General features: G+C 52.7%; 19 protein-coding genes. 6 read left to right on the forward strand and 13 right to left on the reverse strand.

Annotated elements, in window-relative coordinates:
• Positions 1-94 precede the first annotated feature (94 nt).
• The 4 genes from pepF (at position 95) to PBA01S_RS08360 (ending at position 4,180) form a co-directional block, all read left to right on the forward strand.
• Complete coding sequence (gene pepF / locus PBA01S_RS08345; RefSeq protein ID WP_085169875.1) at positions 95-1,885, forward strand: oligoendopeptidase F; 1,791 nt, start codon at positions 95-97, stop codon at positions 1,883-1,885.
• An 85-nt stretch (positions 1,886-1,970) separates the two neighbouring features.
• Positions 1,971-2,342 (forward strand): LapA family protein, encoded by a 372-nt coding sequence (locus tag PBA01S_RS08350; protein ID WP_028538753.1) that lies wholly within the window; start codon positions 1,971-1,973, stop codon positions 2,340-2,342.
• A gap of 40 nt (positions 2,343-2,382) precedes the next feature.
• On the forward strand, positions 2,383-3,420 hold the full coding sequence (locus tag PBA01S_RS08355; protein ID WP_016312764.1) for a M42 family metallopeptidase: 1,038 nt from the start codon (positions 2,383-2,385) through the stop codon (positions 3,418-3,420).
• Positions 3,407-4,180, forward strand: coding sequence for a hypothetical protein (locus PBA01S_RS08360; protein ID WP_127575785.1), 774 nt, complete (start codon positions 3,407-3,409; stop codon positions 4,178-4,180). Before PBA01S_RS08355 ends, PBA01S_RS08360 begins: the two co-directional genes overlap by 14 nt.
• A 264-nt stretch (positions 4,181-4,444) precedes the next feature.
• Here PBA01S_RS08360 and PBA01S_RS08365 read toward each other — a convergent pair whose 3' ends face one another.
• From PBA01S_RS08365 to hemE, 9 genes are all read right to left on the reverse strand, one after another.
• A complete protein-coding gene (locus PBA01S_RS08365) occupies positions 4,445-5,812 on the reverse strand; it encodes a helix-turn-helix domain-containing protein (protein ID WP_127575767.1) in 1,368 nt (455 codons plus the stop codon).
• Between the two features lie 598 nt (positions 5,813-6,410).
• Positions 6,411-8,393 (reverse strand): ABC-F family ATP-binding cassette domain-containing protein, encoded by a 1,983-nt coding sequence (locus PBA01S_RS08370; protein WP_127575768.1) that lies wholly within the window; start codon positions 8,391-8,393, stop codon positions 6,411-6,413.
• Between the two features lie 15 nt (positions 8,394-8,408).
• The gene (locus PBA01S_RS08375; RefSeq protein ID WP_127575769.1) at positions 8,409-9,236 is read right to left on the reverse strand and encodes a DUF92 domain-containing protein; all 828 of its coding nucleotides are present in this window, start codon (positions 9,234-9,236) and stop codon (positions 8,409-8,411) included.
• Positions 9,237-9,238: 2 nt separating this feature from the next.
• Positions 9,239-9,880, reverse strand: coding sequence for a fumarylacetoacetate hydrolase family protein (locus PBA01S_RS08380; protein WP_127575770.1), 642 nt, complete (start codon positions 9,878-9,880; stop codon positions 9,239-9,241).
• The gene (locus PBA01S_RS08385; protein WP_255315312.1) at positions 9,861-10,661 is read right to left on the reverse strand and encodes a glycerophosphodiester phosphodiesterase; all 801 of its coding nucleotides are present in this window, start codon (positions 10,659-10,661) and stop codon (positions 9,861-9,863) included. Before PBA01S_RS08385 ends, PBA01S_RS08380 begins: the two co-directional genes overlap by 20 nt.
• Before the next feature lie 37 nt (positions 10,662-10,698).
• Positions 10,699-12,126: a CapA family protein gene (locus PBA01S_RS08390; RefSeq protein WP_127575771.1), complete on the reverse strand. Its 1,428-nt coding sequence runs from the start codon at positions 12,124-12,126 to the stop codon at positions 10,699-10,701.
• A 184-nt stretch (positions 12,127-12,310) separates the two neighbouring features.
• Positions 12,311-13,735: a protoporphyrinogen oxidase gene (gene hemG, locus PBA01S_RS08395; protein ID WP_127575772.1), complete on the reverse strand. Its 1,425-nt coding sequence runs from the start codon at positions 13,733-13,735 to the stop codon at positions 12,311-12,313.
• A 6-nt stretch (positions 13,736-13,741) separates the two neighbouring features.
• A complete protein-coding gene (gene hemH, locus PBA01S_RS08400; RefSeq protein WP_127575773.1) occupies positions 13,742-14,683 on the reverse strand; it encodes a ferrochelatase in 942 nt (313 codons plus the stop codon).
• Positions 14,684-14,739: 56 nt separating this feature from the next.
• Positions 14,740-15,801, reverse strand: a complete 1,062-nt coding sequence (gene hemE / locus PBA01S_RS08405; RefSeq protein WP_127575774.1) for a uroporphyrinogen decarboxylase — start codon at positions 15,799-15,801, stop codon at positions 14,740-14,742.
• A 251-nt stretch (positions 15,802-16,052) separates the two neighbouring features.
• Between hemE and PBA01S_RS08410 the strand changes: the two genes are divergently transcribed.
• Complete coding sequence (locus PBA01S_RS08410) at positions 16,053-17,270, forward strand: MFS transporter (RefSeq protein WP_028538764.1); 1,218 nt, start codon at positions 16,053-16,055, stop codon at positions 17,268-17,270.
• Between the two features lie 312 nt (positions 17,271-17,582).
• Here the strand turns inward: PBA01S_RS08410 and PBA01S_RS08415 are convergent, their stop codons facing one another.
• From PBA01S_RS08415 to PBA01S_RS08430, 4 genes are all read right to left on the reverse strand, one after another.
• On the reverse strand, positions 17,583-18,977 hold the full coding sequence (locus tag PBA01S_RS08415; RefSeq protein ID WP_127575775.1) for an ABC transporter substrate-binding protein: 1,395 nt from the start codon (positions 18,975-18,977) through the stop codon (positions 17,583-17,585).
• 42 nt (positions 18,978-19,019) lie between these two features.
• Complete coding sequence (locus PBA01S_RS08420; RefSeq protein ID WP_127575776.1) at positions 19,020-19,844, reverse strand: carbohydrate ABC transporter permease; 825 nt, start codon at positions 19,842-19,844, stop codon at positions 19,020-19,022.
• Positions 19,841-20,818, reverse strand: a complete 978-nt coding sequence (locus tag PBA01S_RS08425) for a carbohydrate ABC transporter permease (protein ID WP_028538767.1) — start codon at positions 20,816-20,818, stop codon at positions 19,841-19,843. Before PBA01S_RS08425 ends, PBA01S_RS08420 begins: the two co-directional genes overlap by 4 nt.
• Positions 20,819-21,012: 194 nt before the next feature.
• Positions 21,013-21,783 carry a class I SAM-dependent methyltransferase gene (locus PBA01S_RS08430; RefSeq protein ID WP_051416909.1) on the reverse strand — a complete coding sequence of 257 codons (771 nt, stop codon included), beginning with the start codon at positions 21,781-21,783 and terminating at the stop codon, positions 21,013-21,015.
• 136 nt (positions 21,784-21,919) lie between these two features.
• Between PBA01S_RS08430 and PBA01S_RS08435 the strand changes: the two genes are divergently transcribed.
• Complete coding sequence (locus tag PBA01S_RS08435) at positions 21,920-22,813, forward strand: LysR family transcriptional regulator (RefSeq protein WP_028538769.1); 894 nt, start codon at positions 21,920-21,922, stop codon at positions 22,811-22,813.
• The last annotated feature ends 5 nt before the right edge of the window (positions 22,814-22,818 follow it).

The raw sequence follows: 22,818 nt of genomic DNA on the forward strand, positions 1-22,818 counted from the left end.
GTTGCTCACCGGCTCCCTGCTCGCTGCCGCATTCCCGGGCAGTGCTGCGATGGGCCAGCCGACCTTATTTTACCCAGACCAAAGGAGGATTCCGATGAGCACTGTAATGAAACGTTCTGAAGTGCCCAAAGAGCACACATGGCAGCTCCAGGATTTGTTCCCGGATCAAGCTGCTTGGGACAAATCGTATAACGACCTTAAGGCGTTGAAAGACAAAGCCTCCGAATTCGAAGGCAAACTGACGGATGCACAACATATCAAAGCCGTGTTTGAACTGGAAGATGAGCTTTCACTGCAAATTGAGCGGCTCTACGTATACGCCCATCTTCATCATGATGAGGACACCACCAACCCTACATATCAGGCCCTAGTGCAAAAAGCGAAAAAGTTAAGCGTCGAAGTCAGCGAGGCCTTGTCATTTATTACGCCGGAAATTTTAGCCCTGCCGGAGCAGGAGCTCGACAAGCTGATTGACGATCCTGCGCTGGCGGATTACAAGTTCACCTTGCAGGAAATCAAACGCGAAAAGGCGCATGTTCTCAGCAAAACGGAAGAAGCGTTGCTTGCCCAAGTGGGCAATTTGTCGCAGGCGCCGCAGCAAATTTTTGGCATGATCAACAATGCCGATATGAAATTCCCGAAAATCAAAGACGAAAACGGAAACGAAGTGGATTTAACCCACGGCAGCTACATTCAGTTCCTGGAGAATCCTAACCGCGAAGTTCGCGAGCGGGCATTTAAAGCAGTTTACGAAACTTATCGGAAGCAGAAAAATACCATCGCCGCTACGCTGAGCGCGAACGTGAACAAGAACATGTTCTACTCGCGGGTTCGCAAATATCCTTCCGTGCTGGAAATGTCTCTTTATGGGGACAACATTCCGAAGGAAGTGTATACGAACCTGATCGACGCCGTGCATGAAAGCTTGCCGCTCCTGCAACGTTACATGAAGCTGCGCAAGAAGCTGCTGGGCGTTGACGAACTGCATATGTATGACTTGTTCGCTCCGCTCGTTGAGGAATACAAGTGGGAAATCCCTTATGAAGAAGCGAAGAAAATGGTCGCGGAAGGACTCCAGCCGCTGGGCGAGGAGTACCTGAAGGTGCTTCGCGAAGGCTTCGAAAACCGCTGGATCGATGTGTACGAGAACGAAGGCAAACGCACCGGCGCTTACAGCTGGGGCGCTTACGGCACCCATCCTTACGTGCTGCTCAACCATAAGGACAATCTGAACAGCATGTTCACTTTGGCGCATGAGATGGGGCACGCGTTGCATTCGTATTTTTCGGATGAAGCCCTGAAATACCGTGATGCCCAATACACCATCTTCCTGGCTGAGGTAGCCTCGACGACCAACGAAGCGTTGCTGATGGATTATCTGCTTAAGAAATCCACAGATCCTAAACAGAAGCTGTATCTGCTCACTTACTACGCTGACCAGTTCCGGACCACGTTGTTCCGGCAAACGATGTTCGCCGAATTCGAGAAGCTCATCCATGAGCGCGCAGAAGCCGGCGAATCACTTACACCGCAGGAACTGTCGGAAATTTATTACGACTTGAATGTGAAATACCATGGCAAAGACATGGTTGTGGATCAGGATATCGAAATGGAATGGGCACGGATCCCTCATTTCTATACGAGCTTCTACGTTTATAAATACGCTACCGGCTTCTCTGCAGCGACCAGCTTCTCGAAGCAAATTCTTGAGGAAGGCAAACCGGCGGTTGACCGTTATCTCGGCTTCCTGAAGAGCGGCGGGAGCGACTACTCGATTAACATTCTGAAAAAAGCCGGGGTCGACATGTCCTCGCCGCAGCCGATTCGCGAAGCGATGAGCGTGTTCGAGAACGTGATCGAGCAAATGGAACAGTTGACGAGCTAACCTGTCCATGCCCCTATCGACTACAAAATCCCTTGCCCCAAGCGGACAAGGGATTTTATACTGTCCTAGAAGGAGGTGTACCCTCATGAAAATCCAATGGTCCCTAATTCTGGCTTTAGTCTTTGCCTTGATTACCGCCGTATTTGCGGTGATCAACGTCGATCCGGTGCAGGTCAATTTACTGTTTGGCTCCGTCAGCCTTCCGTTGATTTTGCTGATCCTCGGCAGTACGCTGCTTGGCGGTATCATCGTCGGGGCGTTTGGCATTTACCGCGGCTATCGCCTTCAACGCGAAGTTAAAGGCCTGCATGCGAAGCTTGTACATATCCAGGAAGCTACCGGCTATGTTTTCCCGGAACCGGAGAAGCCAGAGCGCGGTAAAAAGAAGAAAGCTGCCAGCCATGAAGCTGAAACGGAAGCTGAATCGGCGGAGGAGGACTCCCCCATCCAGTCTTAATGCGGACTAAAGCATCCCACCTATCTTAAGGAGGTTTCCCATGAATATTCAACCGAATGAAACCTATATTTTAAATTTTCTCAAAACTTTGCTGGACACCCCAAGCCCAAGCGGCTTTACCCACAATATCATGACGCTTATCGGACGAGAGGCCGAAGCACTGGGCGTGCCTTGCAGCTTTAATGAAAAAGGCGGCGCGATCCTGACCATTCCTGGACGCGACTCGTCGCGGCGCATCGCCCTCAGCGGCCATGTGGACACGTTAGGTGCCATGGTGCGCGCCATCCGTTCGAACGGTACGCTGGCGATTACCTCGGTTGGCGGGTTCATGATGAACAGTATCGAGAACGAATACTGCCAAATCCACACCCGCAGCGGACGGGTATATACCGGCACGATCCTGTCGACCCATCCTTCCGTTCACGTCTACAGTGACGCCCGCGATTTCAAACGCGAGGAGAAGAACATGGAGGTCCGGATCGATGAGGTGGTGGAAAATAAAGAGGACGTGCTGAAGCTTGGGATCGGGGTCGGCGACTTCATTTCGTTTGATGCCCGCGCTGTAATCACGCCTAGCGGATTCATTAAATCCCGTCATCTGGACGACAAAGCCAGTGTAGCGGCCTTGTTCGGGCTGATCGAATCGATCCGCCGCGAAGGCTGGACGCCGCGCCATGATCTGGTGTTCCTCATCTCCAACTATGAGGAAGTGGGACACGGTGCCTCCTGGATTCCGGACGGCGTGAACGAAATGATCGCCGTTGACATGGGCGCCATGGGCGATGATCTGAGCTGCAAAGAGACCGATGTCTCCATTTGCGCCAAGGACTCCAGCGGCCCTTATGATTATGAGATGACCACTCGGCTGATTGAACTGGCCAAAGGCCTTGGCATCCCGCATGCCGTTGATATTTATCCGTATTACGGCTCGGATGCCTCGGCTTCCTTGCGGGGCGGCCACAATATCCGCGCCGCGCTGATCGGACCGGGTGTGCATGCCTCGCACGCTATGGAGCGGACGCATAAACTGGCGGTCATCAATACGACTCGCCTGCTTGCAGCTTATGTTGCCGATTAAGGAGCAACGCTGGGGAATCGCCATGGCTTCGGTCATGGCGATTTTTCTCATCATCCTGCTGATGATGAGCTGGGGCAGCCGCTACCTGATCCCCCGCCATTATGAATATCATGAGCTTACCGCAGCAAACGGTGTCAAACTGCATGCCTTAGTCGCCGATCCGGAGCGAATTGAACTGCGGGCGGCGGATCAGCCGTTGGGACGTTACCGCGTGTATGGGATGAACGGCGGTTTCTTCTATAACGATGCTGTGTTGTCGCTGGCAGTAAACAACGATCAGCCGGTGCAAGGCACGGCAGGCTCCTACGGCTCCGGCTGGTTTAACGCCAAATACGCCCGCGGCACGCTCGTCTGGGACGGCGCTGCGGGCAGCTTCTCGGTGCAGGTGGTCTCCGCCGCAAGCGAGCTGGCCGTTACGGACCGCACCCGCTATTTTGCCCAAGGCGGCGTCAGCATGAAGCTGCCGGATGACGCTGGATGGCGGGCCGCAGCGGTAGAAGCCGAGCACCTGCCGAATCCCGATGAGAACCGGCTCCGCTCCGGTCTCGCGTATGATGCCAGCGGCCGGCTGTGGCTGATCGTCACCCCCACCCGCTGCACCGCCGAAGCGTTCCGCACCGCCGTCAAGTCCGCCCTGGCCGACGGCGGGCTCGTCGACGGCATCTTCCTCGACGGCGACGGCTCCGCGCAGCTAAACGCCGCCGAAACCAAGCTAAACGGCGATTCCCGGGATTTGCGGCAGATGATTGTGATTCGGTGAGACCTAACTTGGCGGAATATGGACGTTAGCAAAGTTTTAGGTTGGGCTGTATGGTAGATTTATGGTAAGTTTATTAATGTTATACAAAAACGCCTATTCGTTTAAAAGAACGAATAGGCGTTTTTCGTTGTCCATATGTATGCAGAAATTAAAAGCCACCATGCATATCAAAAGTTGATACAGTTGGTTTCTCTGGATGAACGCTACCAGGTGAAACAACTAATAAAGATAACAGAACCGCAAAAACAACAATGAATTTGGATTTCATATACCTCTATTCACCTCACAAACGATAGTTTTATACTTCTGGCATATTTCCTGGGAAGCCATATCTCTATGATGTTCAAATAATACCATAAAACTGATAATGAGTTCCTTATTATTCATTATAATTGAATTTTCCAGTCCTTGCATCAGAAAATTAAAACCTTTAATGTAATCCTTTCTTTGTAAATAGTAAAAGGTGAGATTATATATGAATCTGTTGTACTTGTCGGGTAAGACCTGATTATTATACAGATCATTTGACTTTTTGTGGTTGATATATGCGTCTATTTCTGAATTAAATTGGTGAAGTATGAAGTCAACGTTTATCTGATGTAGGTTTGCAGCACGCATAATATTTAAAAGGGCAAGAATAATTTCATCCGGATTTTCTTGAGCAAACGATACGTATTCTTGTAAAACTTCAATCTGACCTGTCATCAGTTTATAGACATATAAATTAGCCTTCGCCCATTTTTCAAATAAACCTAACCAGCGAATTGTATCCTGATCAGTTTCCTGGACCCAACTTAAATCGGCGTAATCATTTGTATATTTCAAAGCTTGATCATAATCTCCTCTACCCTCGCAAGCTTCCCCACATAACAATTTGGCATACGCAATGTAAGCAAACAATGGCCCATTTAACTTCTTCTGTAATTCCAAAATTTCTTTATTTGAGCGTCGTTTACTGAAATAGATTATGCTAGCTTTATGTTCCATCTCCTTAGCAAAATCCTCAAGCCGGTCCCACTGACGAAGCGAACGGTATAAATTTGCCAAATCCTTCAGCGCATCCAACTGCGTAACCTCATCCAGCCGATCTACGTAGGGTTCAAATTGGTAAGCAATTTTGAGATTGTGAGCCTGGTCCGACCCAATCCGAATCTTAAACAGCCGATACTGGCATAAAGCTAACCGCTCAGAATGTTGCTTTGTTTCGCTCATGGCCACATTTTCATACAGAATCTCCGCAGCACCATATAATCCCTTCTCATAAAACTCCTCGGCCAGCTCGAATAAGGACGTAGAGTACGTCAAATTATCCAACAGCATGCATATCGTTCTGCGAATGCAATCCAGCTTGTTCAATTCAGCACATTTCCGAAGGAAAGGGGCCACTCTCCGCCAATCTGGATTTCTCTCTTGCAGATAATCGTTAATATAATGCTCATAAAAATGCCCCATGGGTAAGCCCATGATCTCCGTAATTCGATCCAAATGATCGATGGTTAAGGTGCGGTTACCATTGAGAATATAACTTAACGTCCCCGCATTAATATTTAATTTGGCAGAGAATTGACTTAAACTTAACTCATTTTCTTTCATAAAGCAGTGAACTTCCGCCAGAATCGTTGCTGTACTCATTGGCTTTCTCACCACACATTCTTTAGATAAAATGAGGTTGGAATTATATGTATGAAATAAATATATCTTGTTTTCATACTATGGTCAATTTTGGTATTTTACAAGGAAGTAAAAAAATCCTTGCTCTCCCTATTAAGAGACTGCAAGGATTTTACTATGAAGTTATCCTAGTTGGCGTAAAAAAATCCTTCTAATTCCCTCACTATAAGTGAATGTAAGGACTATTGTTGTGGGCTCTTTTCTGTTATCGGCGAGCAAAAAACCTTTAAGCCGCCATATCCCGCCCACTCGAACCGGTTTGTGCTTAAAGGTTTTTTATTATATATGAAAAATCGAATAGAATTCGCCCGTTTTGACGATTTCGCCGAAATCTATATGAAATTTCATATACATTTCGGCTTCCGAACCGCAAATCCCTCAATTCTATATGAAAAATCGAGTAGATTACGGGCGATCACCGCATAATAGAGGAAATGTACGCGAAAAATCGAGTACAATTGGGGTGGCTATCATTCCTGCACCTGTTGCAAGTACAACATCCAAGGCTGGACTGAAATTGCAGCGCAGCGCCCAAGTGCATGAAAACTCACAACCACCCTCACCCGTTCCGTTGGGCTTCGATCTTCTCTGCCAGCTCATTCAGATACGTCCAACGCTCCATCAGGCGGTCCAGCTCCGCCTCCGCTTCCTGCTGTTGTTGCATCAGCTCTTGCAGGCGAACCGCATCGCTCGCCGCCGCTTCCATTTCCTCGGAAATAGCGGCAAGACGTTGCTCGGCGGCCTCGATGGTCGCGTCGATCGTTTCGAACTCCCGTTGCTCGTTATAGCTGAACTTCAGCTTCTCCCCGCGCCCCGCATTGCGGTTGCCCGTGTTGGCATCGGTTGCTGAACCTCCGGAAGCCACAGCATCCGAAGTGCCGGCTTTCCGCGAGCCTGAACCCGCTGAACTGCCTTCGCTCCCTTTTCCAGCACCATGCGCATCGCTGCCCTGTGTCCGTTCCTCGTAATCGCTGTAGTCACCCACATGAACAGCAATGACTCCGCCACCCTCAAATGCCATAATCTTATCCACGGTACGGTCAAGGAAATACCGGTCATGGGAGACCACAAACACGGCGCCGGGGAACTCGTCCAAATACGCCTCCAGCACGGTTAACGTCTGAATATCGAGGTCGTTGGTCGGTTCGTCTAACAGCAAAACGTTAGGCGCTCCCATCAGCACGCGCAGCAGATACAGCCGCCGCTTCTCACCGCCTGACAGCTTGCCGATTGGCGTCCATTGCATGTCCGGCGGGAACAAGAAGCGCTCTAGCATTTGCGAGGCGGTAATCCGCGAGCCGTCCGCCGTCGTCACTACCTCTGCCGCTTCCTTGATATATTCGATCACCCGTTGCTGGCTGTCCATTTCCTGATGCTCCTGAGTAAAATAACCCAGCTTCACCGTCTGGCCCAGCACAATTTGACCGGCATCCGGCTCAATTCGCCCGGCGATCATGTTCAGCAGCGTCGACTTCCCGCTGCCGTTGGGACCCACAATCCCAACACGGTCTCCCGGGACCGCCGTGTAGGTCAGATCGCCGATGAGCAACCGGCCTTCGATCGATTTGCGCAGCCCTTCGATCTCCAAAATTTTGCGTCCCAACCGCGTTGAAGCCACTGAGATTTCGAGGTTATCGCTTTTGTATTCCGTCTTGGCCGCTTGCAGCTTCTCAAACCGTTCAATCCGCGCTTTCTGCTTCGTCGAGCGTGCCTTGGCTCCGCGGCGGATCCAGGCGAGCTCACCCCGCAGCAAATTTTGCCGTTTCTGTTCGGAGGCCGCTTCTCGCTCCTCACGCTCGCTCTTGAGCTCCAGAAAACGGCTGTAATTCGCCTCGTAGCGGAACAACCGGCCGTGATCCAGCTCCAGCATTACGTTGCAGACGCGGTCCAAAAAATAGCGATCATGCGTAATCAAGAGCAACGCCCCACGCCGTTTCTGAAGATACGACTCCAGCCAAGCAACAGATTCATTGTCGATGTGGTTGGTGGGCTCGTCCATAATCAAGAGCTCCGATGGAAGGATTAACGCCGAAGCAAGCGCAACGCGCTTTCGCTGCCCTCCGGACAAGCTGCCCATATTCTGAGTAAAATCGGTGATGCCCAGCTTGGACAAGACGCTTTTGGCCTCACTGACCAGAGTCCAGGTCTGCAATCGGTCCATCTCCTGGGACAGCCGCGTCAGTTCCGCTTGCCGCCCTGCATCCCCCGGCTCCCGTTCCAGCGCTTCCTCGGCCTCCATATAAGCGGACACCACCTGAAGCTCAGGCCCGCCGCCTTGGAACACGCCGCGCAACACAGAAATGTCCGGGTCATATTCGGGATTTTGCGCCAGAAATGTCACGCGGACATCCCGGTTAATGGCGACTTTGCCGGAGTCGGCTTGTTCCAGACCGGCGATCACCTTCAGAAACGTAGATTTACCCGTTCCGTTGACGCCGATGATGCCGATTTTATCGTTTTCGTCCATCCCAAAGGAAGCGTCCTGAAACAGCACTTTCTCCCCATAGGTTTTGGTCAGATGCTCCACCGTTAATATGTTCATGCTCGAATCCCTACTTTATCCTATCATCCCGATTCCCCAAGCCAGCAAACCCGCCGCCAGGGAACTGAGTAAATTCACCATATCATTATCCATCCAGCGAAAACCTCGCAGCACCACGGTCTCCTGACCGCAATGCGTCGCCACCTCAACCTCTTTGCCGCAAACGACGCAGCGATGCATATATTGAACCGTCGCGCCCAGCCAGGAGTCGGCAAAAGCCCCGGCCAAGCCGGAAATCCCGCCGATCAGCCCCCATTTCACCAGCGCAAGCAACGCGGAACCTACTCCGGCATAAGTGTCATCTCCGGTCCACATGCGCAGCAGCCATGCAGCCCCGCCGATGCATACGGCCCCGGCCAGCGCCGCCGTGCTACCCAGCAGCGTCACCCCGCCTGATGTTCCTGGAGGAACCCGGCGGCCGTTCAGAATCGAACGCGGCTCGCTTTTGCTAAGGCCGCCCCATTCCGTTGCCCACGTGTCCGCCGTTACCGCAGCCATGGTGCCAACGAAGAAGTAAGCCCATGCCGGATCCGGCCAAAACAGGTTGCCAAGGCAAGCCAGCATCCCCAGCCCGCCGTTCGCCAGCACCTGCCCCGCGTCCCGGCGACCGCTCTTGGCATACGATTTTTCTAGCTCCGCCTTACGATCCCCGCGAAAATGCGAAAAGACCGACGAGCTGACGAAAAATAGCAGCAAGATCCCAAACCAGAACAAGTTGCCGGCCCCGTAGTATACGGTTCCCATGATCCATGCGGCCAGCATGCCGGAGAGCGATAACGATCGCTTCTTATAGGCGGCTGCAGACACGATTAGGGCGCAGAGCGCCCCAATAAACCAATCCATCATCATTTTGCCGAAGGACCGACAGCCACTGTGCAACTGCCCAGCACTTTGTCGCCGTAGGACAGCTCCAGCTTGTCCCCTTGATATACCGGGCCGACCCCTTCAGGCGTTCCGGTGAAAATCAAATCTCCTTCTCCCAGCCCGTAGTGTTCCGCGATATAATCCACAATTTGCTGCAGCGGGAAAATCATCCGACTGATATTGCCGCGCTGTACAATCTCCCCATTCTTCCGCAGCACAAAATCTTCATTCGCCGTCTCCACCTCTCCGGGAAAAGCGATATATGGCGTGATTGGTGCCGATTGCAGGAAGCCTTTGGCCGGCATCCAAGGATTCCCCTTATCTTTGACGATGTTCTGTACGTCACGCAGCGTGAAGTCGATCCCAAACGCGATCACATCCACCAACTCGTCAACCGTCATCCCCGGCTTATAATCGCGGGCGATCCGCAGCACCAGTTCCGCTTCATAATGCACCGAGCCCCGGTCTGCCGGAAGTTCCAGCCCTCTGCCGTCCATGGCAGTCACCGCGTGGGATGGTTTCAGGAAGATCATCGGCTCAGTGGGCACCTCATTGCCAAGCTCCTCAGCATGTGCCCGGTAATTTCGGCCTACGCAATACACATTAGCGATTAATTTGTTCATCGTTATCTTCTCCTTCAGGGGATTGTGGTTTCCCAATCGATTTTTTCACTTTCCCGTTTCCGATCGCTTGACGCCAAACATCCGGCCGATTCGTGCATAGCAAGATGTCCGGATGCATCGCCGCCACCTTCCGCAGCGACTTCACATCATCCATCGTCCAAGCCATCACTTCAATGCCGTGTTTGAACGCTTTGGCAGCCAACTCTGCGGTTAATGCCCGATAATAAATCGATAAGAACGAACAGTGCAACAGCTTCAGCCGCAACAACAAATCTTTGGGCTGCCGGTCGATGATCAGCCCCGTGCGAATTCCTCGGCCAATCTCCTTGATCTTCGCCAGAATCCGCGGTTCAAACGAAGTCAGCACCACCTCGTGCTCCATATGCCGCCGTTTGACCGCAGCGACCACCTTCTCCTCCAATCCCGGGTACATATTCCCTTCGGTCTTGATTTCGAGATTGACCCGCAGCCGTCCGGCGACAGCATCGAGAAATTCATCGAGGCTTGGCAGCCGCTCTCCGCGGTAAGCCTTGGATTTCCAACTCCCCGCATCCAACGTTTGCAGTTCCGCCCAAGTCTTGTCCTTGACCGGTCCCTTTCCGTTTGTCGTGCGGTTCAGCGTAAAATCATGAATCAACAAAGGCACGCCGTCCTTTGAACATTGTACATCAACTTCGATCCAGTGGACATCCTCCTGCTCCATGGCAAGCTGGACCGCAGCCATCGTGTTCTCCGGAGCAATTCCTGAGAAGCCGCGATGAGCAACACATGGGTTACGCATGCTCTCGCCTCCTTCTGATTGGAAACGATCCTTCCACTTAAGTCTGGTCATCCCCCAACAGCGAAGTACCGGATTTTTGAATCCACCCGGTCTTCGAAGTGTACACTTCTCCGTCCTCGGAGATTCTTACCCCAGGTGAGAAGCCTTCGATTTCTTTTAACAGCTTGCTTCCGTCCTCGGCGCTCATCGGCACAGGCTGCCCGAGTTCCGTACGGAACGGGATCAGCTTCAGATCGCAATCTCCGTCACGTGTGCAGGAAGCGGCGAACACCGCAGTTTCCCACGTCTTCGGATCCTTGGATTTCGTAAAAATAAAGTTGCCCGTACTGTAGGCAATCCATTTCCCTTTGTATTGCTCCAGCCCTTGCATTACATGCGCATGACCGCCGATGACCAGATCCGCGCCAGCGTCAATGAAGGCGTGCGCCAGCTCTTGCTGGTGCTCCTCCAGCTTGGTCGTCCGCTCCTTGCCCCAATGGGCCATCACGAATACGAGATCTGCGTTTTTGCGCGCCGTTTGAATGGCGTTCAACGCAGCTTCCGGCGCATAGACCGAGGCTACGCCCGGTTTGTTCGCTCCGGCCACCCATCCCGGCTCCGGGACGACCCGGCTGAAGCCAAACAGGGCAATCTTAATCCCTCTGCGTTCCACATAAACCGGGGCGTACGCTTCCTTACTGTTCTTGCCAGCCCCGACATACTTCACGTTTTGCTGCCGCAAAGCTTTCATCGTATCCAGGAGGCCGGGGACTCCTTGGTCCAACACATGGTTGTTCGCCAAATTCACAGCGTCCACGCCGGCTTGAGCCATCGGTCCAATCGCCTTTGGCGGCGATTTAAACACATAGGTTTTGTCCTCCGCCGGCTCCCCGCCGGTCGTAACCGGCGTCTCCAAATTCAGAACGCTTAAATCGTCGTTCTGGAATAATCCTCGCACATACTCATACGGGAGCTCGTAGCCCGCTTTCTCTAACCGCTCCTCCACTTTGCCGGAGAACATGGTGTCCCCTGCAAAATGAACCAACAGCCGATCCCCTTTGCCGTCTGCCTCGCTTAAGTCTCCACCATTGGATGGCAAATCCGCCGCTTCCTCTTGATCCTCGTCGCCGGTAACGGCGGCGTTATTTTCACCGGATGCGTTCTCACCTGAGTTCGTGGATTTCTGCCCCTTCTCGTCTTCCGTTCCTGCAGACCCAGCATCGTTGTCCTCCGGCTGCACACTAGGAGCATCTTCGCTTGTCGTATCGCCAACAACTGACCCGTTGTCGCCCCAAGCTCCTGGCAACTGCTGCTCCGTTCCCGAGTCCAATCTCGCTTGACCAGTGCGTTCCTCCAAATAAAAGTAAGCTCCCAGCACGAAAATTAAAGTGATGAGAGTCAAGTTTAACGTCAGCCAAATCCGATTTTGACGCCGCTTTTTTTCCTGCTGTTTTTTCTTGTATTTTTCCGACCTTGGTGGGTACATTACGGACTCCTTTTTGCATAGATCTATCGTTACGATGGAAGGCGCTGTCCCCCTTCCTTCGCGTTGTAAAGCCGACCGTATGATTTTATTATATCAGGTCTCCGGAAATAAATAGAACCCCTCGCCTATTTTACAGGCAGGGGGTCAGGAAGTCCTATGTCAGGGCGGTTAGCCGGCCATCGCCTTAAGCTTGAGCGACCTTCATCTGGTCTGCCATTTGCTCCGCCAGCTCCTTCGCTTGCTTGATGCAGTCAGGCATACCAACGCCGTAAAACGCCGCTCCTGTTGCATATACGCCGGGCAGCTTCTGCTCCAATTGGCTGCGCAGCTCCGCAACCTGCTGCAGATGGCCCACCGGATACTGCGGCATCGATTTGGGCAGCCGGGTAATTTCTGTGAACAACGGGCGGGCCGTAATGTTCATCAGCTGTTTCAAATCGCCGAGCACCAGCTCCAGCAGCTCCTCATCAGGCAAGAACGTCTTCTCCTCATCGCCGGAGCGGCCGACGTAACAGCGCAGCAGCATTTTGTCGTCCGGGCTCGTGTGCAGCCATTTGATGCCGGTCCATGTGCAGGCGGTAATGTTCATGCCTTCTTTGCGCGGCACGAGGAAGCCTGAACCGTCAAATTGGCCGGTGACATCCTCGCGGTCAAAGGCCATTACCACGTTGGCCACGGACACATAGTTCACCGCATCCAGCGCGGTCACATCCACATGCGGCCGCAGCAGCTCGGCAGCGGCAAACGCCGGCACCGTAACGATCACTTCATCCGCTGGGATCATCTCGCCCGAGGCGAGGACAACTTCATACGCTTCCGTTCCGTTGCGGCGAAGTTCCACCGCCTCAGTGCGCATGCGGCAATCCACATCCGACAGCGACTCAACCAAGCCGTTAACCAGCGTCTTCAATCCTTTGCGGAACGTGAGGAAGGCGCTGCGTTTAGTGCCGGTGTGCGTCTCGGTAGGCTTCTTCCCGGACATCATGCCTTTGATCAGGCTGCCGTAAGCTCGTTCCACCTCTCCAAACTGCGGAAAGGTCGATTGCAGGCTGAGGTGGTAAGTATCGCCGGCATAAATGCCCGCGAGCAGCGGCTCGGTGATGTTTTGCAGCACTTCGGCACCCAACCGGCGCTCGATAAATGCGCCAAGCGACTCATCCTCTTCGCTGAGCCGAGGCGGCATCACGAGGTCCAGCATCGCCCGGGCTTTGCCGCTCCAAGAGACAAGACCGCTGCGCAAGAACGGTCCCAGCTCGGTCGGGATGCCCAGCACCAGCCCGGAAGGCATCGGATGCAGCTTCCCTTCGCTGACGATGTAGGTCTTCTTGGCCTCCGGGTTCATCGAGACGAGTTCGCCTTCCAGCCCCAGCTCCTTCGCCAGATCAATCATCACCGTCTTGCGAGCCAGGAAGGAATCCGGACCTTTCTCGATCACAAAATCGTCCTTCTCCAGTGTTTCAATTTTGCCGCCGAGAGTGTTTCCCTTTTCCAGCAGCGTAATTTGCGGGGTGACGCCCCGTTCCTTGTAAAATTTCCGAACGTAAAAGGCCGCAGACAAACCGGTCAGCCCTCCGCCAATAATGACCACTTGACGTGAAGAATCACGCATGCCTTCTCATCTCTTTTCCCAAGATTTGATAATGACGTCGCTGAGCGCTTCCATATACAAAGGCTCGGTGTTCAGCGATTCGATCCGCTCCAGCCGCATATCCAGCTCTTTGGCGATCGTTTTGGCTTCGATGTCCAGATCGTACAGCACTTCCAGATGGTCCGACACGAAGCCGACCGGAGCGACCAGGACGTCCTCTACCTGCTCCTCGCTTAATTCCTTCAGCGTGTCCAAAATATCCGGCCCGAGCCACGGATCGGCGGTACGCCCGGCACTTTGCCACGTAAACTGCCAGTTCTTCACGCCGGCTTTCTCGGCGACGGCTTGGGAGGTCTCCAGCAATTGATCCCGGTAAGGATCGCCCATTTGCAGGATTTTCTCCGGCAGGCTGTGGGCGCTGAACAGCACTTTCACCTCATCCCGCAATGCGCCGGCTTCCTCGAACTGGTCCAGCTTGGCGGACACGCGCTGGGCAAAAGCCTCGATCAGCTTCGGATGCAAATGATAGCTCTCCACGAAGCGTGCCGACACTCCCAGCTCCTCCGCTTTTGCTTGCGCCCGCTTGATATACCCGCCGATGCTCATTACGGAATAATGCGGTGCGAGCACGATGCCAATCGCCTCACGGATGCCGTACTTCGCCATCTGCTCTACACCATCTTCAATAAACGGATAAGCATGCTTTAATCCTTGATAGCAGATGAATTCGACGTCCATGTCCGCAGACATCCGGTTCAACGTTTCCTGCAAAGCAGCGACCTGCTTATCGGTATTGGCACGCAGCGGGAACACCCCGCCTACGATCGCCTCATACCGGCTGACCAGCTCCTGAAGTTGTTCTGCGGTTGGAGGATGTCCACGCCGAATATGCGTATAATACGCCTCAACCTGATCCAAACTCTGCGGCGTGCCGTAAGACATCACCAAAACTCCGATTTTTGATTTCACGATATCAGTTCACCTCAAGTACAAAAGTTGTGTGCCATATTCAATGCGACTTAGTCTTACGCACGCCGTACAGGTTGATGCATGATGGCTTCCGCTGAATATTCGTGTACGAATTCCGTCAGCTCGCGCAGTTTATCCAGCGAAACCTCCGGAAACAGACCATGACCCAGGTTGAACACAAAGCCAGGGGCGTTCAGGCCGTCATCGATAATTTCCTTTGCTTGTGCCTTAATGACATTCATTGGCGCGGTTAGCACATACGGGTCCAAATTGCCTTGCATCGCAAACTTCCCGCCCGTCCGGCGCCGGCCTTCTGTAATCGATACCCGCCAATCGAGGCCAACGGCATCGGCAGCGATATCCGTTAATGTCGGCAGCAGCTCTCCCGAGCTGACACCAGGAAAATAAATTTTAGGTACATCCAAATCCTGAAGTTCGGCAAAAATACGGGTAATCGTTGGTAGTACATACCGCTGAAAATCTTTCGGAGCGAGCGCGCCTACCCAACTGTCAAACAGTTGGAACGCCTTGCCTCCGCTTTCCACATGCTCCCGAAGGTAGGTGATCACCATATCACCCAGCTTGTCCATCAGTTTGAACCAAGCTTCTGGATCGCCGTACATCATCGCTTTCGTGCGGATATAGCTCTTGGACGGCCGCCCTTCGATCAAGTAGCTGGCAATCGTAAACGGAGCACCGGCAAATGTGATCAGCGGCACATCCAGCTCCTTGTCCAAAATCGCAATCGTTTCCAAGACATGCGATAAATCCTTGTGAACGTCGATCGGTCGAAGCCGCTCAATATCCGCAAGCGTACGGATCGGTTCTTCGATGACCGGGCCGATATTTTTGACGATATCGAATTTAACGCCCAGTGAAGCAACCGGATTCATAATATCGGAATACAAAATAGCCGCGTCCACGCCAAGCTTACGAACGGGCATCATGGTCACTTCCGCCGCCAGCTCCGGCTGCCGGCAAATTTCCAATAAGCTGTATTTCTCTTTGATTTTCCGGTAATCCGGATCATACCTGCCCGCCTGGCGCATGTACCAAACCGGAAGGCGATCCACCTCCTGCTTCCGCAGGGCCCGGATCAAGCGATCATTATAAGCCAAACCGCACGCCTCCAATACTCGTAGAAACCAAATTTTGATAACTGAACATTCAATCTACACTATAAACATTCTAATCTACATTATGCCCTACTTAAAAGTAAGTAACAACTATCACAACGTGGCGAACCTATGACAATCGGATGAAGATGCTATGAAGAATGCCCTGATCCCGGTTTTCAATGGTGTATACTGGTATAACTCTAAGTTTTTCACGCATCCTAGAACCTCAGCGAAAGGAAGTGAAAGCACAATTGAAAACTTGGAAGATAAATCTCATTGTGCTGTGGTTCGGGCAGTTTCTGGTCAACGCCGGGATGACGATGATTACACCGTTCCTCTCGCTGTATCTGGCGCGGGATTTGCACGTGCATGGAGAGCGGGCGATTGGGCTGTGGGCTGGAATGATTTTTGCTGCTAACTTCGCGACTTCGTTTATTTTTCAACCGATCTGGGGGAAGCTCGCCGACAAATACGGACGTAAGATTATGCTGCTCCGCTCCGGCTTCGGCATGGCCATCGTCATTACGTTGATGGGCTTCGCCACCCAGCCGTGGCACCTGCTTGGCCTGCGGTTGCTAAACGGAACGATCTCCGGCTTTAACCCCGCTTCCGTCGCACTGATCTCAGGTACAGCGCCGAAAGAGCGAATGGGTTTCGCGATGGGCACGATCCAGTCAGGCAACGTGGCTGGCACGATCCTCGGCCCTTTAATTGGCGGGTTGATGGCGGAGTGGATCGGATTTCGGCCGATATTTTACATTACAGGGGTGCTGCTGTTTATCGCATCCATGCTGGCGCTCCTCTTCGTACGCGAGAAGTTCGATCGGGAGGAGGCGCTGCACACGCCTCAACCATCTGTATTGCAAGGCTTCCTGGAGCTGAACAAAACGCCGCAGCTCACCGCGTTATTCGCCGTAACCTTCTTGCTGCAGTTTGCGATGCTGAGCCCGATGTCGTTGCTGCCTCTCTATGTGGAGAAGCTGCATGGACAAACCGCAGACGTGGCGTTCTGGGCCGGATTTGTCAGCGCCGTGACGGGCATTTCCAATATGATCACTTCGCCGATACTCGGCAGAATCAGCGACAAGCTGGGCGCTCACCGCATTCTGACCTTTTGCCTGATTGGAGCGGCGGCTACGCTGATTCCGCAGGCGTTCGTACAGACGGTGTGGCAATTGATCGCCATTCGGTTCCTGATGGGCGTGTTCATGGGGGGATTGCTGCCTAGCGTCAACGCGCTGATCCGCTTTTACACCCCGGACGGCATGGAGAGCCGGGCATTTGGGTTTAACAGTAGTACCCTCGCCTTGGGCAATATGATGGGCTCGCTGATTGGCGGCTTTCTCGCCGGGTATATCGGCATTGAGGGATTGTTTGTGATTTCCGGTATCCTGCTGCTGATCAATATGTTCTGGGTGCGCGTGAAGCTGTATTCGCATCCAAAGCCGCGAATGCCAGCGCCGAGGTAAGCTGTAAGGGACTGACTTATGTAAACAGAGTCGCCCAGTGTTCTCTCAGTTCGGAGAACCGAAGATAATTAACGGGAAAACCTGCTGTTATTTCGAGGCCAATCCTCCGTTTTAGCATCATTAACAGGAAAAAGTAACGTTATTTCGGACAAATTTGCGCGATAGTGCGCTTTTCCCAAAAATTAACGGCAGGTTTTACTGTTATTCTTCGCAGATGGGGAATACCTTCGAAATTAACGTTAGGATTTACAGTTAAATATCCCAAGTAAAAAAGCCGGGACAATCTCCCGGCTCTCTTTCTAAAATATAAAGTTACTTCTGCACCGTCGCATTATACTGCTTGATCTTCTCGGTAATTTGCTTGGCGGCGTCTTCCAATGCTTGCTTCGGCGATTTTTGTCCGTTCAGCACTTCCTCGATCGCACCTTCCACGAATTGACGCGCTTCCGGGAAGACGCCCATCAGCGCACCGGAGGTCGCCGTAGATTCCGTCGACGCATGCAACTGATCAACAGCGGTTTGGAACTGCGGATATTTCGCCATATTATCCTTCAACACTTGCTCGTCGTAAGCCGCTTTCGTGATCGGGAAGTAGCCGGTGTTTACGCTCCATTTCGCCTGCGCAGCCGGAGAGGTTACGTATTTGATAAACTCCCATGCCGCTTTTTGCTCTTCTTCCGATTTGTTGTTCATGATATACAAGCTTGCGCCCCCAACGATCACGCCGCCTTCTTTGGCGCTGGCGGGTCTTGGCAGGAAGGCAGTGCCTACTTCGAATTTGTCGCCAACCGCTCCTACGATGTTACGCAGTGCCGCCGTTGAATTTAAGGTCATCGCCACTTGGCCTGCAGCAAAGGCAGCGTCCGTGTCATCGGTTTTGCGGCCCAAATTAGCGACAACTCCGTTGTCCACCATTCTTTTCCACCACTCCAGAATGTTCACCCCCGCCTCCGATGCGAGCAGCGACTCGGTGGCATCCGCTTCACGTCCGTTGCCATTATTCACGTAATCGGCATTTTGGCTGGCAAACCACTGCTCGACAAGCCAAGCATAAACAGCGATCGCAGCGCCCGGTTGCCCCTTCTTGCTCAACGCGGTAGCTGCCGCTTCAAACTCCTCAAACGTTTTCGGTGGATTTTCCGGATCCAGACCTGCGGCTTTGAAGGCATCCTTGTTGTAGTAAAGTATCGGGTTCGACGTATTAAACGGCATAGCATTTAACTGGCCGCCGATCGTGTAATAACGAATAATGTTAGGTTCTAACTGCGAGAGATCATAGCCGTCTTCATCAATAAACTTCTGCACCGGTGTGATCGCCTTGGAGTCGATCATAAATTTGCTGCCGATCTCGTACACCTGGATCAAGTCTGGGCCGCTGTTCGAGCCCATCGAAGCTTTCAGCTTATTTAAGCTCTCATCGTAACTTCCTTGGAACACAGCTTCCACTTCAATATCGGATTGGCTCGCATTAAAATCCGAGACGAGCTCGTTAATAGCCTTCTCATTCGCCCCTGACATCGAGTGCCACCAGGTCAGGTGAATCGGCTTCTTCCCCGAGCTGGCGCTTGCCGAATTGTCGCTGCGGGTATTGGTTCCCCCGGTTGCCGCACTGCTTCCTGCTTCATTCCCATTCCCGCCGCACCCGGCAATAACCACCATCAACGCTGCCATCACCAGCAGCATGCTTTTGAAGCGAAACCTTTTCATCGTTCGTACCTCTCCCTACGTAAAATGATTTTTGAAAATTTCTTAGCCTTTCAACGCCCCGGCCGCCATCCCGCGAACGAGTTGCTTAAGTCCAAACACCAGTAACAGCAGGGACGGTAGAATGACTAACGTAATCCCTGCGAATACGAGATTCCAAGAGGTTGTCTCCTGAAATTCCAGCATGGAGATGCCGATCTGCACCGTGCGCATCGATTTGCTGTTAGTGATCAGAAGCGGCCATAAGTAACTGTTGTACATATTCAAAAAAGAGTACACCGCCAGCGTTCCAAGCGCCGGTCTTGAAAGCGGAAGCACATGAAACAGAAAGTAACGGACATGCCCGCAGCCATCGATTTTCGCCGCCTCGAACAGCTCCTTCGGCAGCTGCAGGAAAAACTGGCGAAGCAGAAACGTCCCAAAGGCAGTGGCCAAAAACGGCACCATTAACCCCTGGTAACTGTCCAACCAATTCAGGCTGCGTACCGTTAAATAATTGGGGATCATCGTTACTTCCCAAGGAACCATCATCGTGGCGACAAATAAGCTGAACATCAAGCCTTTGCCCTTGAATTCCATCTTGGCGAAGGCATAGGCTGCCAAGCTGGCGGTGATCAATTGTCCAAGCATCACAATCCCGGAGACCAGAAAGGTGTTCCCGATAAACAAGGCAATCGGAACGATCTGTAGCACCTCGGCAAAGTTGCTCAAATGCAACGAATGCGGCACCAGATGCGGTGGATAGGCGCTGGCTTCCTGCGGCGTCATGACGGACATAAACAGGCTGTAAACGATAGGATAAAGGACGAGAACTGCAGCTGCGGTCATGAACAACAACACAATGATTTGGTTAAAGGTCAGCTTGTTCATTGATAGTGGACTTTCCTTTCTACCCATTTGAACTGAATCAAGGTCAATAGCAGAATGACCAGGAAGAGTAGAAGCGCTTGGGCACTGCCCGTACCAAACCGGAAGTTGACGAAGGCTTCTTGGTAGATCGTGTAGACGAAGACGTTCGTCCGGTTCATCGGCCCGCCCGATGTCAGAATGTTGATCTGCCCAAACGATTGGAATGCACTGATGATGGACACCACCAACAGGAAAAATAACGTGGGCGACAGAAGCGGCAGCGTAATTTTGCGAAACGTTGTCATCGGTCCAGCTCCATCGATCTTGGCACTTTCGTACAGCTCGTCGGGAACTCCCTGCATCCCGCTGGACAGGATGATGTAATTAAAGCCCAAGTTCATCCAGACCGTCATCAGCGACACGGACCACAAAGCCCAGTCCGGGCTGATCAGCCAAGGTACCGGACCCACGCCGGCCAAGCCAAGTAAGTAGTTAAGCATACCTAAAGTAGGGTGAAACAGAAACTTCCAAATGACCGCCGCTGAACCAACGGAGAGTACCAACGGCAGCGAGTAGGCGAATTGGAAAAACCGTCTCCCCCGTCGAAGATGATGCGTGAATGCTGCGAGCACCAGCGCGATCAGCATTCCGGTTGGCACGGTGAATAAGGCAAAGAGCGCTGTCACCTTCATCCCGCTGACAAATAAGCCGGAGGCAAAAAGGCTGGTAAAATTGTCGAAGCCAACAAATGAGGCGATTCGACCAGTCGGGTCCGTGCTGTGTAAGCTCAAGTACACCGACTTTAGCAGCGGGTAGAACAAAAACACGACAAACAGGAGCAACGACGGAGCCAGAAACGTATAGGCCAGCGCATGTTCTCGAATGTTCTGTTGTCTTAAGGTTGCGGCGCGGGCAGGTCGACGAGTCGCTGCAGAAGCCGATGCTACGGATTGGCCCCTTGATGGCAGACTCACCTGGTGATCCAGCTCGCTCATGAGGAAAGCCTCCTTTTTTTATGAAGGTTGAGATGTTCAAATTCCTCTGCTAGTGTATAGCTTGGATGTCACCGGAACGTTAGCCATGGATCAATGGAGTGTCAAAATCGTCATCGCACAGTAAAAGAAACGCAAAAAAGCCGCCTCCCACGCGTATGCGGTGAAGACAGCTTATAAGAATGTGGACTTTATCTTTATGCTTCGGATTCGCTGACGATCAGCCGGAGTGACCCTGTCATGGTTGGCATGTTCCGATAGTGCCCGTATTTGCGGTCCCATTCCCCGGATTTCAAAGCATCGGCCAAACGCTGAACCAGGCGCTCCTCCACGCCTTCCGCCAAGAAGCCCCATGCTGACTGGGCCTGACGTACCTCGGGGATCAGGAACGCTTCCGGACGGCCGTAGAAAGCTTCCTGGAATCCATCAATACAATCCAGTGGAATGGGCAACGGAATGATCTGCCCTCCCTCTCCCAGCGCTTCAAGAATGTCCTGCGGTTTCGGATAACGCCGCCGCTCGGCTTCGATCAGCTCCGGAAAATACTCAGCCGTCCAGAACGAATCGAGTGCATCCGGATCAAAGGTCAAGACGATGACGTTCCCTCGCGTCACCCTTCTCAGCTCCTGAAGGCCATGGCGAAAATCAGGCCAATGGTGGACAGTGACCATCGCCATCCCTGCATCAAAAGCCTGATCATCAAAAGGCAGCGCATCTGCCCAGGCGTTGACGGCCGGAACTGCTCCGCGCGCCCTCCGCTGACTGCGCATCGTTGCGGAAGGTTCTACTGCGACGACATACCGGTCCTTCGGCTCATAGGACCCGGTTCCAGCGCCCACGTTGATGATCGTTTGGGCATCCCCCAACGCCTCGAACACATACCGCGCAATACGCGGATCAGTCCGCCGATATCCAGCGTAATTTGTCCCCTGTTGATCGTAATCATAAACGAGTTTTTCCAGGTTCATCCCTGCCTCAGCTCCTTTTGGCATACGATTATATTTCCTGCTGAGGACATTGTAGTTGATTTAGACCCATAAATATAATATATCTTTATAAGTAAATCATAGATAAAAGTTATGAATTGAAAGGGGCTTAAGTGGAATGAACTTACACGCCTTGCGGTTGTTCCACGTCATTGCGGAGACAGGCAGTGTGACGCGCGCGTCGGAGCTGTTAAACATCAGCCAGCCGGCCATCTCCGCCCAGATCCGTAAGCTGGAAAAGGAACTGGGACTGCCCCTGCTGAAAGCGCAAGGACGCGGCATCGCCTTAACCGACGTCGGGGACAAGCTGTTTACCTACAGCCGACGCCTCTTTGCGGTAGAGCAGCAGATCGAGCAGTTTTTGCAAGATTATAAAATGGGGGAGCTGGGGCATATCCGGCTGGCAGCCACTTATTTGCCCGCGCATTTCCTCGTCCCGACTTGGATCGCGAAATTTAAATCGCAATACGAGCATGTGGAGATGAGCATCAACACGACAAATTCGACGGATGCGCTAAAGCAACTGCTGAATTTGGAGGTGGATTTGGCGATCTACGGCGGATTGCCAGAAACCTACCCTGAATCGGTTCATGCAGAGGAAATGTTCCGGGACGAATTGTGGTTTGTCGTCTCCCCGAAACATCGGTATGCGGGACAGCGCGTCTCCCTCCACGACATGGTCAGGGAACCTTTTGTCATGCGGGAGATCGGCAGCTCCACACGGGAACGGTTTATGGCATTATGCCGGACCTACAATGCACAGGCGCCGCGCATCGCCTTGCAATTTAACGGGTTAAACGAAACCGTCCAGGCGGTGATTGCCGGGTACGGGGCCAGCTTCGTTTCGGCGCTGGTGGTGAGGGAATACGTGGAGCGCGGACTACTGAGCCGCGTCTTCGTGGATGGCGTAGACCTGATGAATACGATCTCGGTCTATACGCGAAAAAATGAACCGCTGTCTCCAGCGGTCCAACGTTTTGTCGATTTGATCCGTGAGCATCCGCAGGGATGACGCCC

This window comes from Paenibacillus barengoltzii NBRC 101215 (assembly GCF_004000745.1).
GTDB lineage: Bacteria > Bacillota > Bacilli > Paenibacillales > Paenibacillaceae > Fontibacillus > Fontibacillus barengoltzii.